The organism is Bacillus sp. EU55, assembly GCF_038005925.1.
Classification (GTDB): domain Bacteria; phylum Bacillota; class Bacilli; order Bacillales; family Bacillaceae; genus Bacillus; species Bacillus velezensis.
This window is the reverse complement of record NZ_JBBOUE010000001.1, coordinates 1,550,397-1,566,160: the sequence shown is the minus strand read 5'-3', so window position 1 is coordinate 1,566,160 and position 15,764 is coordinate 1,550,397. Positions and strand designations below refer to the sequence as shown.

The 15,764-nt window shown below is 44.1% G+C and carries 2 protein-coding genes; both read right to left on the bottom strand.

Features of this window, described 5'->3' with window-relative positions:
* Positions 1 to 12: 12 nt before the first annotated feature.
* Positions 13 to 7,017 carry an SDR family NAD(P)-dependent oxidoreductase gene (locus NYE50_RS08200; protein WP_159354114.1) on the bottom strand — a complete coding sequence of 2,335 codons (7,005 nt, stop codon included), beginning with the start codon at positions 7,015 to 7,017 and terminating at the stop codon, positions 13 to 15.
* Entirely contained in the window at positions 7,010 to 15,721 is an 8,712-nt protein-coding gene (locus NYE50_RS08195) for a type I polyketide synthase (protein WP_159354113.1), read from the bottom strand. Before NYE50_RS08195 ends, NYE50_RS08200 begins: the two co-directional genes overlap by 8 nt.
* Between the last annotated feature and the right edge of the window lie 43 nt (positions 15,722 to 15,764).

Here is a 15,764-nt window from a genome sequence, read left to right as displayed (position 1 = left end):
CTTTTCTTTTCTTTATAATTCTTTGAAATCAAGTAAAGGAATCAGCAATTCTGACTCTTCCTTTTCTGGAGTTTCTCCATTGTCGATCCAGCATTGTTCCTTATTGAATATAACCGGAGAAAGCGGGTGTCTTTTTGTCTCTCCATATCCTAATGTGAGATGGCTGTCGCTCAATATCATATGTGCGTTCGTGCCCCCGAATCCAAAAGAACTGATTCCAGCTCTCAAAACCCCTTTTCTGGGACGCCATTCTTTTAAAGACGTGTTAGGAAAGAATGGCGATTGATCAAATTTAAAACGCGGATTTGGCGTTTTACAATGTAATGTCGGCGGGAGCATCTGATTTTTTATGGATAAGGCAACCTTTATAATACTCGCTATCCCCGCTGCGCTCATTAAATGTCCGAAATTCGTTTTTACGCTGCCTACTCCGCAAAATTGCCTTTCTTCCGTAACCTCCCGGAACACTTCTGTCAGCGCTTTTAATTCAATCGGATCTCCTATCATCGTACCGGTGCCATGCGTCTCGACATAACTGAGAGTATCTTCATCAATTCCGCCTTTTTTCAGGGCTTTTTTTATCACTGCGCTTTGCGCTTTCGGATTAGGTGTTGTCATTCCCATTGTCTGTCCGTCATTATTAACCGCGGATGAGTCAATTACCGCGTAAATTCTGTCACCTTCGGCAAGGGCGTCATCAAGTCTTTTCAAAAGGACTGCGCCGCATCCCTCTCCCGGTACAAAGCCATCTGCCTTCTCATCAAATGTATGACATTTTCCTTCAGGTGAAAGCGCCCGAGCCTCACTCAGCATGACGTAAGGCTTTTGATCCAGCAAAATGTCAACTCCGCCCGCAATCGCCATATCTGACTCTTTTGACATCAGGCTTTGACAAGCGAGATGGACGCTGACCAATGAAGAAGAACAAGCCGTGTCTACAACCAGATTCGGTCCTTTCAGATTAAAAAAGTGTGAGATATGCGCGCCTATGAAATTTTGTCCTATACCCACGATCGTATTTTTTGAAGGGGAACCTATTTTGGACATAAACGTCCCGGTCCGCGAACCGATGAAGACGCCGACTTCTTTGTTTGATACTTCTTCTTTTGTATAGCCGCCGTCTCTCAATGTCTGGACGCTGACCTCAAGGCATTTTTTGATTAACGGATCAAGCTCTGATGCCTCACTTTTGTTCATATTAAAAAACGCGGGATCGAAAGACTCAATATCTTGAAGAAATCCGCCCCACTTACTGATACTTTTTCCCTTTTCATAGGTGTCAGAGTAGTATGAAGAAATATCCCATCGCGACGCCGGGACTTCGCGGACACTATTTTGTCCTTTCTTCAAATTTGTCCAGAACGTTTCTGTGTCCGGAGCATCCGGAAACTCACAGCTCATTCCGATAATAGCGATTTGGTTCAGACTGGTTTGTTGTATTTGTGATCCGTTGTCCCGTATTTCGGAAGCATTTTGATTTATATGTTGCTCTTTTTTCCGAACCTCAATGTTTTCCGAATCAATTTGAGGACTGATCCCCTCACTTGCAAATAATTCGTTTAAATAGACGGCCAGTTGTGAAAAACTCGGATACTCCAGAAAAGCTGAAGGTTCAATTTTTATTTGAAATGCATCTTCCGCTTTTTTGACAAGCTGAACCAGTAAGATTGAATCAACTCCGTAATCCGCAAAAGACGTATCATGATCTAAATTCTCGTAAGGTATTTTCAGCTCCGCGGAAAAGATCTCCATTAACTTCCTGATAATGGATTCATTGTCTCCCTGACCAGAAATCACTTTTTCCTCAGCATCCGGGTTATTTTTAGCAGCTTGAATTCTTGTCTGAAGCAGCTGCTGCAGCATGAATTTCTCCGGATGTGTCTTTGCCGGTATAAGGCAGGGGTATCCGTTTATCGTCATCATTTCATCCAGCATGGCAATACCTGATTCTGTTGAGTGTGAAAGTAAACCAAGTGCCTGATATGATGGACTTGTCACCTCGCCCATCCCAATGTCCTTCCAGCTCGGCCAGTTAATTGATTGATAATATGTTCTGCCGGCTGCATGCTGATACGCCGCAAAGTAATCCATAAAAGCGTTCGCCGCGGCATAGTCACTTGTTCCGGCGCCTAATAAAGGAAAGGCGCTCGCAACAGATGAAAACAAAATGAAGAAATCAAGTTTGTCATCAATAAAAATGTCATGAAGTACCTGCATCCCCTGTACCTTTGGCTCAAATACTTCTCTTATTTCTTGATCAGATTTATGAATAAAAGCCGGATTCGAATGATTGGCTGCACCAGCGCAATGAATCACCCCGCCGATTTTGCCGAACTTCAGTCTCACCTCTGAAAAGAAGCGTTGTAATGTTTCTTTTTCCGTGAGCGGCCCGGAATACACTTCTACTTGAACTCCCATTTGATCCAACTCATGCAGCAGTTGTAATTTCGAATAAAGAGGTGACTTTTCATCGGTGTCTTTTAACATGCCGGCTATTTTATCAGATTCCGGAAGGTCGGTTACTCCCATCAACACAAGTTTTTTGACTCCCTTGCCGGCATAATGTCTGGCAAGTTCTGCTCCGATCCCTCTTGTTCCCCCTGTAATAACCAGGGTTTGATCCGTACGGCATACTGGCAGACCGGATAGTTTCCGGTTTATTTCCGCTGCATGTAATTTCTCGACGTATGGAATATAACGTTCACCGTTCCGGTAGCAGATTTCACTATACAGCCCGTCAGCGCAAGCTTCATCTGTGATTATCTGTCTCAGTTCCGCCGCAGTCCCGACATACCCGTCTACATCTATTGTTTTTGATTTTATCTTTTGATACTCCGCACTCAGCATTTTATATAGTCCGGCTGTTTCGGCTCCGGCTAACGACGGCTTGTCATTCAGAAATGTCTGCAGCCCTCTGGTCACATGTAAAACGAAAAGCTGTTTACGTGTCTTTATGATTTCCTGCAGCAGTGTCAGCTTCCCGATTGTGCCGGTGCGTGCCCCGTTTTGATCACTCCGGAAATCTGACAGGTCAATCATGCCGATGATTTCCGGATTTTCTTCTATGACCGCTAGAGCCGTTTTTTTGGCTTCCCCATCCGAATGATCCCAGTTATCTGCGCAAATGACAGCGGCTTCAATCATAGGGTCTGAATCAAACAATTCGAATGCAAGCCGCTCACTTTCACTATTAGCCAGGATCATCACCTGTCCTTTCGTAAAAGCGGAGGGCGCAGCCTTTTGTTTTTTCCACGATTTTTTAAATACATCAAATGATAAGTCAGTCGGTGCGTGTGGCAAACTTTGCGGTACACCTGTTTTTTTCTGTTTCTGTGCTGCTTTTGCGGCAGGCACCCAATATCTGTTCCGTTCAAAAGGATATGCGGGAAGAGAGATAAGCTTCGGCAATTCCGCAGTGTACATCTCTTCCCATCGAACGTCTCCTCCGTTCACCCAGTGAATGGCCATTTCTCTTGCACTATTAAAGTGAGCGGCTGACAGGGCATCCTTTTGACCAGAGCCTCGGCGGGCCTTTCCCCTATATAAACCGTTTAACTTATGATCTGACCGCAAATACATCGTAAGCTTATTGCGAAGGTCGTCAATGCTGCTAACCTCAACAGCGAGCCGCTCTTCCATAGCGTTTCTCCCGGTCTGCGAGGTGTACGCAGCATCAGCTAGTGACGTTTTTGGCCCCAGTTCATTTATATATGCATCAATCAAGAGTCTGAGCCGTTCTTCATTTTTGGCAGAAAGCAGAATAATTTGCGTCTTGTTGCTCTGTACCGTTTCCATCTTTTCTTCATTCTTATACTCTTCGATGATAATGTGGGCATTAGATCCTCCAGCGCCGAAAGAACTGATGCCTGACCTTCTGGCTTGATTTTGCGGCGTCTCCCAATCGGTCAGTTCAGACTGCACGTAAAACGGTGTTTCCCCAAAATCAATATTAGGATTTAAGTGATCGGAATGAAGGGAAGGAGCAAGCTGTTTATACTTCATTTGCATCAGCACTTTTGTAATAGAAGCAATTCCCGCCGCAGCCTCTAGGTGTCCGATATTTGACTTAACCGAACCAATTGCACAACGATAATCGCTTTTCGAGCTGTGCAAAGCTTTGGTTAATCCTGAAATTTCAATCGGGTCTCCCAAAGATGTCCCGGTGCCATGCGCTTCAATATAACTTATGCTGTCTGCATCAATCCCCGCCTTATCAAGAGTTTCACTGATGACGTTTGCCTGCTCGCCCGGATTTGGCACAGTGTATCCGTTTGTTTTTCCGCCGTGATTTACAGATGTTCCCTTAATCACACCGTAAATCCTGTCCCCGTCAGCCTTCGCGGCAGAAAGCGATTTCAAAAGAACGGCCCCGACTCCTTCTCCCGGCACATATCCGTCTCCTCCCGCTCCAAAGCTTCTGCAGCGCCCATCGCTTGAAACAAAATGATTTTGTGAAAGCAAAGTATATTTATCAGGGTGTAAGGATAAATTCACTCCTCCGGCAATAGCGAGGGTGGATTCTCCCCTTTTTATACTTTCACATGCAAAATGAACAGCAGAAAGTGAAGAAGAACACATTGTATCAATTGCAAGGCTGGGTCCGTGCAGGTCAAAGAAATATGACACCCGGTTTGCGATAGACGAATAAGAAGACAAGAGCGCCTGACGTTCCTCATCATCTGAAGCACCGGCTGCAAATAACTGATAGTGGCTGTAGGTGACACCGACAAATACACCTGTCTTATGCCGTTTCAACTTTTTCTTTGTGTAACCCGCATCTTCAAACGTGTGCCACGCTGTCTCTAAAAATAACCGTTCCTGAGGATCAATTAACTCGGCATCATGGGGCGAAATTGAGAAGAACAGCGGATCGAATTTATCAGCGTCTTTTATAAAACCTCCCCATTTGCTGTCATGACGGGCATTGTCACCTGTGTGATAATATTTCCGAAAATCCCAGCGCTCTTTCGGTATTTCCGTTATACAATCTTTTCCGGAAGAAATATTTTCCCAAAACTGTTCCACATCCTTCGCCATCGGGTAGCGGCCGGCTATACCGATAATTGCAATATCTTCCTCGGAAGGTTCGGATGGTATGCGGGAAACGGAAAGCTTCTCCCGTTTCGCCGGCGCCGAATGATCAATTCGCTGTTCGGCTGCCGGTAAAAACGCCTTCTTCAACTCATGATGATAGTGTTCAAGAAAATACTCTGACAGCTCTTCAACACTGCTGTATTCAAAGAAAAGAGTCTTAGACACTCTTCCAAAATATTTTTCCAGACGGGAGTTAAGACCTAAAATCGTTAGAGAATCAATTCCGTAACGGTCAAACGTATCCTCGGGTAAAATACTGTCCGCCGGTCTTCCCGTTTCCGCACCGACAATCTCTGTCAAAAGACGAACCGTTTGTTTTTTCAGATCCCTTTCATTTAATTGCGGCAGATTACTGTTGTTTTCAGGCACAGTCTCTATTTCTTTATGATCAGTTGAGAGTAATTCACTTATTCTATCTTTGTCTCCGCTGATAACAGCCAGCTGAGAAGCAGAGCGGCTCATACTGTCCTGAAAAGCGGCAAGCCCTGCTTGGGCGGATAAAAGTTCCAGCCCTGCATGTCTTAAAGCTTGCAGCTCTCCCGGCCCGACTGTCATATTGCCCGCATCCCATAACGGCCAATTAATAGAAAGTGTTTTCCCGGGACGTCCTTTAATGCTTCGATACTGAGTGAATCCATCCATACATCCGTTAGCGAAGGCGTAGTCGCTTTGACCCGCATTAGGCAGAACGGCCGAAAGGGATGAAAACATAACGAAGAAATCAAGAGGCTCTTCTTCAGCTGCTTTATCCAGCCAAACGGTTCCGAATACTTTAGGCGCTATAACTTCTTCTATGCTTTCTTTCGTTTTTTTTATGATAAATGCATCCTTAACAAGTCCGGCACTGTGCAAAATTCCGTTTAATTCTCCGAATGTCTGCTTAATGTGCTTAATCAAAGCGTCCGTCTCTTTTTCCTTTGAAATATCTGCCGGGACATATAAGGCTTCAGCGCCAAGATTTTCAAGAGCGCTCAATTTTTGCGCCGTTTCACTGGAGGCCGGGGAACGCCCGGTTAATACCAGCTTGACTTCTGCCTGTTTCGCCAGATATTCAGCAAACAGATACCCGAGACCGCCGGCTCCTCCCGTAATTAAATACACACCGTTCTTTTTTACACTGAAACTATGTTTCTCCCCATCTTCTTTTTTTACTCTTTGAAGCTGCCTTTTATAATAATGCCTCGGCTCATAGCAGGTAAAGTGGTCCGTTTTACATTGATTGTTCCATTCAAAAGAGATGACATCTGCAACATGCTGCTTTGTAAACGGCTCGTCAAACATTGATTTCAGCTCTGCAGCCTTACATGTGAAATTCGGATTTTCGGCCTGTACGGTCTTAAGAAAACTTTCAACCGCGTTATAAATCGGCTGAACCTCGCCCTCGGTATTTTCATACAGGTACAAAATCTCAGCTTTCGGACAAAGTTTGTTCGCCATGAAGGCCTGAAACATTTGAAACAAGGAATACAGACTTTTATTGAGCTGCTTTCTCATTGCATCTTCTGTATTTTTGAAGAGCCCGGCAGCCAAAAAATGAATAATATGGCGGGGTCTTATATTTTGAGAACGCAGAACCCCGCATAACGCATCATAATCCTCACCTTTTGCAAAGTTCATTGTAAAACGACCGTTCCGGCAATCTTCGAAACGCTCGCCGGAAGTCACGTAAATGAAAGGCGCCTCATAACCTTCAAGCTGTCTCTTCATTACGGTATACATGCTGTCGTCTTCGCAAAAAAATAAAATTGGCTCTTTCGTATGCGGGAATTTTTTACTACCTTTAAATTCATGTCTATCCCATACCATTTCATATAGATGGGTTTTCCCCAAGCTCTTAATGAATTCCAGCCCTTCTTCAGGCGTCAGGCTGCATTCTTTCACCTTTTTCACGATTTGCTCAATTTGCATCGTTTTTTCATTCATGGAAAAGCAACTCCTCTATCAGCTCTGACGTCTCTTTCGTATTCATCTCACCTGTTTGTGCTTTTTCAAGAAGCGACATGATTTCTCCATCTGCTGTATCTTTATTTGAGTTGTGAAGCTCAGTGTTCGAGAAAGCCTCAGCCTTCTGCGCTTCATCTTTATTTAAATGAATCCAATGTCTGTTCTTACTGAAAGGATAGAGAGGAAGAGACAGTTTAATCGGTTTGAGTTCCTCCTCATACAAGTCTTCCCAGCTGATTTCACAACCGATCGTCCACAACTGAGCCAGTTTGGCCGGCTTGTTTTGCTGAATTAGTGATTGAACATATGCATGACCTTCGGGGCCGCCGAATAAAGGAGCGTACAGACTATCAAAATCCGTTATATTTCCTTCGTAAACACCTTGCAGCCTGCTCCCCTGGATGTAACCGTTTAATTTTTCAAGGAGATCTCCTGTATTCGAGCAAGTGATCGCAAGGCGGCATTCAAATGGTTCCCTTCCGGTTTGCAGCGTATATGCTATTTCTTCAAGACCGAATCCGGACTTTTCTCTAAAATTGCCGTTATGCGGTTTATCAGCTGATCGATTCCGGATGCTGCTGATATAGCGGCACAGCTCGCTCAGTGTCTTTAATTCCTGAAATATGTCAAGTGATATTTCTGTGCCGTACATTTGGTTTATAAAAGAGATTAATTCGGAATAAGCCAACGGATCAAATCCGAATTCCGAAAAAGGTGTCTTTGCATCTATATCTGCGGTATCTAAACGCAGGATACCCGCTGCCGCTTCCCGAACCGCCTCTTGTAAATCACGTTCCTGCACCTCTTGCTGACTGAATTGAACTGATCGTTCTTCATGTAAAAATGTTGTTAACTCTTTGGCTTTAACCATCAGCCTTTCCTTTGTTTTGGCCGATAGAACAATGATTTGTTCCCGCTCGGCAGTTACTGCTTTATCTTGTCCGTATTCAAATTCTTCCACAAGGACATGAGCATTTGCCCCGCCGAATCCGAAGGAACTGACTCCGGCACGGCGCGGAATTTCATTTCCTTTTCGATCTTTTAATCTGGCCCACTTCATCGTTTTATTGACAATATGAAACGGTGTTCCGCTTAATTGAATGTAAGGGTTCAGCTCCTTGACATGAAGTGTGGCAGGCAATGTTTTATACTTCATGGATAGTAATACTTTAATCAGCCCCGGCATTCCAGAGGCGGGCTCTAAATGACCGATATTCGTTTTTACTGAACCGATGCCGCAATATTGGTCATGATTCTTTCCTGGATGCGGCTCAAAAGATCCAAACGCTTTTTTCAAGCCTTCAATCTCAATCGGATCTCCCAGTTCTGTCCCGGTTCCGTGTGCTTCAATATAAGATATCGTATCAACAGGAATATCGGCATTTTTGTAAACAGACGTTAACAGTTCAGCCTGAGCTTCCGGGTTCGGAGCGGTCAATGAAGCAGATCTTCCTCCGTGATTTTCTCCGGTTCCTCTCAGGACTCCGTAAATATTGTCTCTGTCATTCATTGCCGCTTGCAATGGTTTCAATAACAGAACAGCTGCACCTTCACCGCGGACATAACCGTCGGCAAGTTTATCAAACGTCTTACACCGGCCGTCCCTAGACAAAATACCGAGTTTATCAGTATACATATGCGTGACTGGATCTAAGAGCAGCGAAACCCCGCCTGCTACCGCCAGCTCACTTTCGCCATTTTGAATCGAGCGCACAGCTCTGTGGATTGCTGCAAGACTGCTTGAGCAGGCTGTATCAATGGACTCACTCGGACCTCTGAAATTAAAATAGTGGGATACACGATTGCTGATGAGCGCCTGGCTGTTTCCGGTTCCCGCAAACGCATGCGCCCCGTCCGAATGCCTCATCAGCAGCTGGCGGTAATCATTAAATTGAATGCCCGTAAACACCCCGATATTTTTGCCAGACAGCTTTGAAGCTTTGTAACCCGCATCTTCTATCGCTTTCCAGGTTTCCTGCAAATAAATTCTGTGCTGAGGATCCATGAGTTCTGCTTCCCGCGGATTAATATTGAAAAACGCCTCATCGAATTTATCGGCATCTGTGATAAAGCCGCCCCATTTCGAATGTACTTCGCTGCTTCCTTTGCCTTCGGCGTATTTTTTCCAATCCCAGCGATCCGGGGGAATTTCCTGAATCAAATCTTTTTCATTGATTAAATTGATCCAAAACTCATCTGCATTTTTTGATCCCGGAAAAACACAACTCATCCCGATAATGGCAACTGGCTGCTTCTCTGGATGATGGTCAGCCTGTCTTGTTGTCTTTTTTTCAAACGGAAAACTTCGCGGCGGCTTCACGGTTTTCCCGGCGGTTTTCCCAGCGTGCACTACTTTCCTTTTTTCAGAAATGTTTTTTTCTGCATCTGTATTCCCTTTTGCAACAGTACGCAGTTCACTGTTTAGAAATTCTGAAAGAGACTTAATATGGCTGTAAGTAAAGAAAACGGCAGGTGTCAGCTTAAGCTTGTATTTTTTATTCAGTCGGACAGCTAATGTTTTCAAACTGATAGAATCAAAGCCGAGATTGCCGAAATTCTCTGCCGTATCCAGCTGTTCAATGTTAATTTTCAATAATTCCGATACCATTTGCTTCAGTTCTTCCAGGACATTGTCTGTATAAGCCGGTGCTGTATAAGAAATTTCCTCTTGACGAACCGGAAGCGTATTTACTTTTTGATGCGGCAGATCTTTTTTTGTTGGTGTCGTTTCGGCATCCCCGGTAACAACCGAAATTTGCGGACAGTCACTTGCCAAAATCGTCTCAAAAGCCGCTATCCCTTCTTCCGTTTCCAAATAATCAAACCCGGATGCGGAAAGATATGCTTCTTCAGCTTCTTTGTTTAAATGCATTCCGCCTTTACGCCACAACGGCCAGTTAATCGAAATGCTCTTGCCTTGTCTCTCTTGCCGGCGGCTCTGTTCGGATCTCCAATTTATATATTGATCTTGAAAATAATTGCCCAACGCATAGTTAACCTGTCCAAAATCTCCGAAGACCGAAGAAATAGAAGAAAATACGATAAAGAAATCAAGCGGCTCAGCTTTCGTTAATTCATCTAAACATACCGTGCCTTCAATTTTAGCAGTCATGCCATCTGAAAAATCAGCCAGATTCATCTCTGTAAATAACCGATCATCGGCATGACCAGCTGAATGAATAACGCCTTGAATGGAGCCCCAAGTCCGTTTCGTTTCTTCTATGACCCGTCCCATCGTCTTTTGATCTGCGGCATCAGCTTGATAATATACCGCATCTCCTCCAAGCGCCTGCAGCCGGTCAATGTTATGGCGTTTATCAGCAGTTAACGGTGACCTTCCCGTCAATACTAATTTTGCTTGATATTGAGAGGCCAAATATTTTGCGAAAATCAGGCCCAGACCGCCCAAACCGCCCGTTATGAGGTAAATCCCTTCCTGTTTCAGCTGATGAGAGTGCTCTGTATGATTGAACACATACTCCTTTAATGTCTTAACATACCTCTTGTCATTGATATATTTAACTTCTTCAGCCTGCCGTTCCACGCCTGAAACCATTTCGTTAAGACAAAATTCAGCCATTTTTTCAATTGATATACGTTCTGAAAAACCGATTGACTTCACATTCTCTGCGGATGGCACCAACATATTCGCCGTTTTTAAACAGCCTGCAAGAGCGCCCGTATACGGATCATTCACGCCTTCTTTAAAAGAGTGAACAAGAAGCAAAGAATGAAGATAAAGAGAGGCGTCACTGCGGGCGCTCAGGGCTTTTAATAAATAAAAAATTGATTCCAGGCCGCTGAGAAGGCGGTCACCCGCATAAAATGTTTCTCCCGTGTGCAAGATGACATCAGGAGAAAACCCCTTTTTCTCTAATTCTTCGAATAAACGAATGTAATCTGACGTCACTTCCGGGTTTACATAGAATGTCAGCAGATTTTGATCGATCTGCCGCTGATCCGGCGTGACGAGAATGACACGGCTGTCTGATTGATTTTTCAGAGCTCCAGCCAGTGCTTCATCTTTTGCAAAGACCAGAATTGTTTTTGGCTCCCTATCTTTGATTTCAATCAGAGGGTTTTTTTGATTCCACTTATGCTCATAAAAACGTACATTTTTATTAGGCTTTTCGCCAAAAACCAGCCCGCTCAGTTCCATCAAAATCCCGCCGGTATTGTCTAATACATACACATCATAAGCCGAATCGCTTTCTCCAGTTTGTTCTGCATATACATAAACGGGTTCAGTCTCATGATCAAAAATCGTACATTCTTTAATGTTTTCCGGGAGCTCTCCGGCATTTTCCCCCGCAAGGTATATGACGGCTTGATATACGCTCTCAATAACTTCCGGTTTGATTATGCACCCTTTCGGCCCGGCCTTTGCTTTTATCTTTAAAAGCACCTGTCCGTTCCTGCTGACGCAGTGCTCTGCCGCTTTCAGACTGTCATTGCAGCTGTATCCGAATTCGGCAAGCCGCTGATAAAACGCTTCGTACGGTATGCGGTCTGCGCGCTGAGACAGAAACGGCTCAAGATGAATATTTCCGTTCTCGTACGCCCCGCCTTCTAAGTCGAGCCGCCCTGAGGAATAAATGGATGAGTCGCTCTGTTTTTCTATAGAATACGATGCACCCTGATTATCCTGGGTTAATACAATCTGAATCTGCTCATTGCTTCCGCTTTGTAACATCGGTTCTCTAAAGGAGAGCTCTGTTAATTTAATAATCGGATTCCCTGAAGCCATCGCTCCGGCAGCTCTCGCCATTTCAATCTGGCTGAGAAACGGAAACATTTCCTTGTCTTGATACTTTGTTTTTATATACAAACCGGTATCGCTTACATTGATAAGAAACTTCTGTGCTTTAAAATCAGATATATTGCATGAAATGTAAGGATGCAAATCGTTATTAACGTTCATCCGGCGGCTTCCCATATTTTGCGCATCTATTCTGCACAGCTCTTTGGCAAATGGATATCCGGGTGCTGATACCCGTCTCAAAGTGACATCTTTATAAAGTGACGGCCAATCTACCCCGTTACCGCCAACCCAGTATTCAGCAATCTTCAAAAGATCCCTGTTTGCGGCTGCTTCTTCAATTTCAGCTTTGTTCATCCTTTGAGCTTCTGTTGTGTCTTTGCCGCTTATAAAAATATGATCCGTCGCGTTTCCGACAATATAGTCTGTCAGTCTTTTAAGCAATTCATCTCTTGTGGAGGCGATAACAGCCAATCTGTGCGGCATTTCTTCTCTGCCGGTTTGTAAAGTAAATGCTGTATTTCTAAGTGTTTCTAATGGATAATCTCTGGCTGCTATATGTTCTTTTGCGCGTTTTGCATATTCTTCCAGCCTGTCGGCATTTTTTGCAGAAAAAACAAATAAAAGCTGTTCAGGTTCTTCAGCCGCGAGAGGAGAGATAGCTTCATCCGCAAATTCTTCTAAAATAACATGGGCATTAGCTCCTCCTGCCCCGAAAGAACTGATTCCGGCACGCCTGGGAACGGATGACTCCCATTTTTCGGCACTGTCCGGTACATAAAAAGGTGTTTTTTGAAACGGTATATTTTCATTCAATTCAGCAGAATGAGTCAGTGACGGAACAATCGTTTTATATTTCATTTGAAGAATAACTTTCGTAATGCCCGCTATGCCTGCAGCAGCCTCAAGATGTCCGATATTTGATTTAATCGACCCGATCGCGCATGTTTTCTTATCGCGTTCGGCACCTGAAAATGCTCTGGTCAGACCGGTGATTTCAATCGGATCTCCTAACGCGGTGCCTGTTCCGTGAGCTTCTATATAGCTGATGCTTTTTGGATCAATAAATCCTTTTTTTAAGGCTCTCGTAATGACCTCACTTTGAGCTTTGGGATTCGGCACGGTATATCCATTCGTCTTAGCACCGTGGTTGATGGCTGTTGCCTTAATAACTGAATAAATCTGATCACCGTCCGCAATAGCCTTTTTTACAGGTTTCAGCAGCACGGCACCTGTCCCTTCTCCCGGCACATAGCCGTCTCCTCCGGAACCGAAGCTTCTGCACCGGCCATCACTGGATAAAAATCCGCCTTGGGTCAGGAGTTCATATTTATGAGGATGAATGGATAAATTGACGCCTCCTGCAATTGCAATTTCACATTCATTCCTGATTAAACTTTCACAGGCAAAATGAACAGCCGTTAATGATGAGGAACACATCGTGTCCAAAGCAATACTTGGCCCGCTGAAATTAAAGAAGTAGGATACCCGGTTGGCGATTGATGCATATGAGGAAGAAACGGCCGCTTCGTGACCAACGCTGTACAGCTGATATTGGCCGTACATAACCCCTGCAAAAACACCGACGTTTTTTCTTTCAAGCGTTTTCTTTGCATACCCCGCATCTTCTATGGTGTGCCAAACCGTCTCTAAAAACAGTCTCTCCTGCGGATCAATTAATTCAGCTTCGGCAGGAGAAATATTAAAGAACAACGGATCAAAATGATACACATCGTCAATAAATCCCCCCCATTTGCTTTGGTTTTTTACTTCATCGCCCGCTGCGGGCTGATAGTGCAGCCCCGAATCCCACCGATCCTTAGGTATCTCAGTTATACAGTCTTTACCGTTCAATAAGTTTTCCCACAGAGTATCAAGATCATTTGCCATCGGGTAACGTCCGCTGATACCGATAATCGCGATATCATTGTCATGATACTTCTCCTGCTGCTGCACCTGATTTTTCATCTGGATTTTCTGTTTCCCGTTAACTTCGGCTGTCTGTTTATTGTCTTTTTTCTTCTGAGATGGGGTGCTGCTCCCGTTTTCTCCTAACCGGAGTTTATGAAGAAGAGTATCCCTGTGCTCCTCAACGAAATACTGTGACAATTCTGCCGCAGTCTGATATTCGAATAACAGCGTTTTTGAGAGCGCGCCGAAATGTTTTTCAAGCTCATTCGTCATATTGATAATCATAACGGAATCAAGTCCGTATTTTTCCAATGCCTCTTCTGCATCTATTTTGTCCGCAGGCATCCTGAATTCTGCAGCAATCATTTTTATAATAAAATCAGATGTTTCAGCTGTCAGTTTCTCTGAATCAAATGATTCGATATTTCTCCCTGTTCCTTCATCTGCCGGAATATTGTCTTTTCGTTCATATAATTGATGAACATGATTGTCAATTTGCTCATCTCCGTAAAATACAGTAAATTGCGAAAAACCGGAGGACAATGCGACTGCAAACGCTTCTTTACCTTCTTCTTTTTCTAAAGGATAAAAACCCGCCTTTTTCATTGTCTCTACCGTGCGCTCATCCACTTGCATGCCGACTTCTTTCCACAGCGGCCAGTTCAGAGAGAGAGAAATCGTATCAGAATCCTGGGCAGAACGCATATTCATGAAATGATCCATATAACTGTTTCCGAACGCGTAATCAGATTGCCCGACATTTCCCAACACTGCGGAAGTAGAGGAGAAGCAAATGAAAAAGTCAGGATTTTCTTTCTCAACAGCATCATTCAGCCACATCGTACCCAATACTTTCGGTTTGATTACCTGATCGAATTCCTCTCGTGACTTGTTAAGAAGGAAAGAGTCACGGATGATTCCCGCGCCCTGAATGACCCCGTTTACTTTTCCATAAAAAGTTTTGGCTTTTTTGACTACATAATCGGCTTCTTCCTTATTGGTAATATCAGCCTGAACATAAACAGCTGAAGAACCGGCATCCTCCAATCGTCTCAGCTGTTTTCTTATATGATCTGAAAGCGGAGATCTTCCTGTTAAAACAAGGCAGCATTTTGTTTGAAAAGCCAAATATTCTGCAAAGGTAAATCCTAATCCGCCCGCGCCTCCTGCGATAATATATACTCCATTTTCTCTCAGCGGCACATCTCCGCTTCCGGAATTTTTTTCGGGTTCATACGTTTTGAGCTGTTTAACATAACGCTGCATGTCTTTATAACGGATCTCTACATCTGAAGGCTGGAAATCACTCAGCTCATTGCGTATGATATCAGCTGCGTGAACGGCTGCTATTGACTGCTCCATTTCAATGCTTTTTGCTGAGATTAACGGATTTTCCAGCTGCAATGTCCGCAAAAATCCGCTTGCCGCCGCGTAAAGAGGCTGTTCTCCGGAAAGATGCGAAAAATATCCGTATAACAGCTTGATCGGTTTGCGGCAGTTATTTTTGAAGAGCGCCTGTTGCAGTAAAAACAAAGAATAGACTCCGCTGTCGCATTGTTCACGAATCGCTCTCTCTGTCTTTTCAAACGGCATGTCTGACCACAAATGCACCGCTTCCCGTATATCTGACTTCTCTTCTTCTATAAGCCATCCTAACAGGTTTATGTAATCTCTTTCAGAGCGGGGGTCGATTTCAAATACACCGTCCCCGGTTTTTCGAAACTCTTTCCCCGGCTTAACCAAAATAATCCTTGTATCATGCAATGCAGCAAGTTCATTTCTCACAATTTCATTTTTATCAAATAATAAAAGGCTGCCCTCACGTCGGCCGCCTTTTACATGAATGCTGAGATCTGTCCGCTGCCAGACCGTCTGATAATATATCGCCTGTCCGTTACCCCCTGCGGAATGAGAACCAAGCTGCTGTATCCGCTTTACTCCTTCTTCCAAAGAAATGATGCCGCTTTCTATGTCAGAAAGTACTTTTTTTCTAATATGACGGGCTTCTTTCATAAAAATCTTCATCCCCTTTACAAATGGCACTGCCGCAAAATGA

What these genes read in the sequence shown, in the direction of transcription:
- NYE50_RS08195 (WP_159354113.1), bottom strand. Translation starts at nt 15,721, where the DNA reads ATGAAAGAAGCCCGTCATATTAGAAAAAAAGTACTTTCTGACATAGAA.
- NYE50_RS08200 (WP_159354114.1), bottom strand. Translation starts at nt 7,017, where the DNA reads ATGAATGAAAAAACGATGCAAATTGAGCAAATCGTGAAAAAGGTGAAA.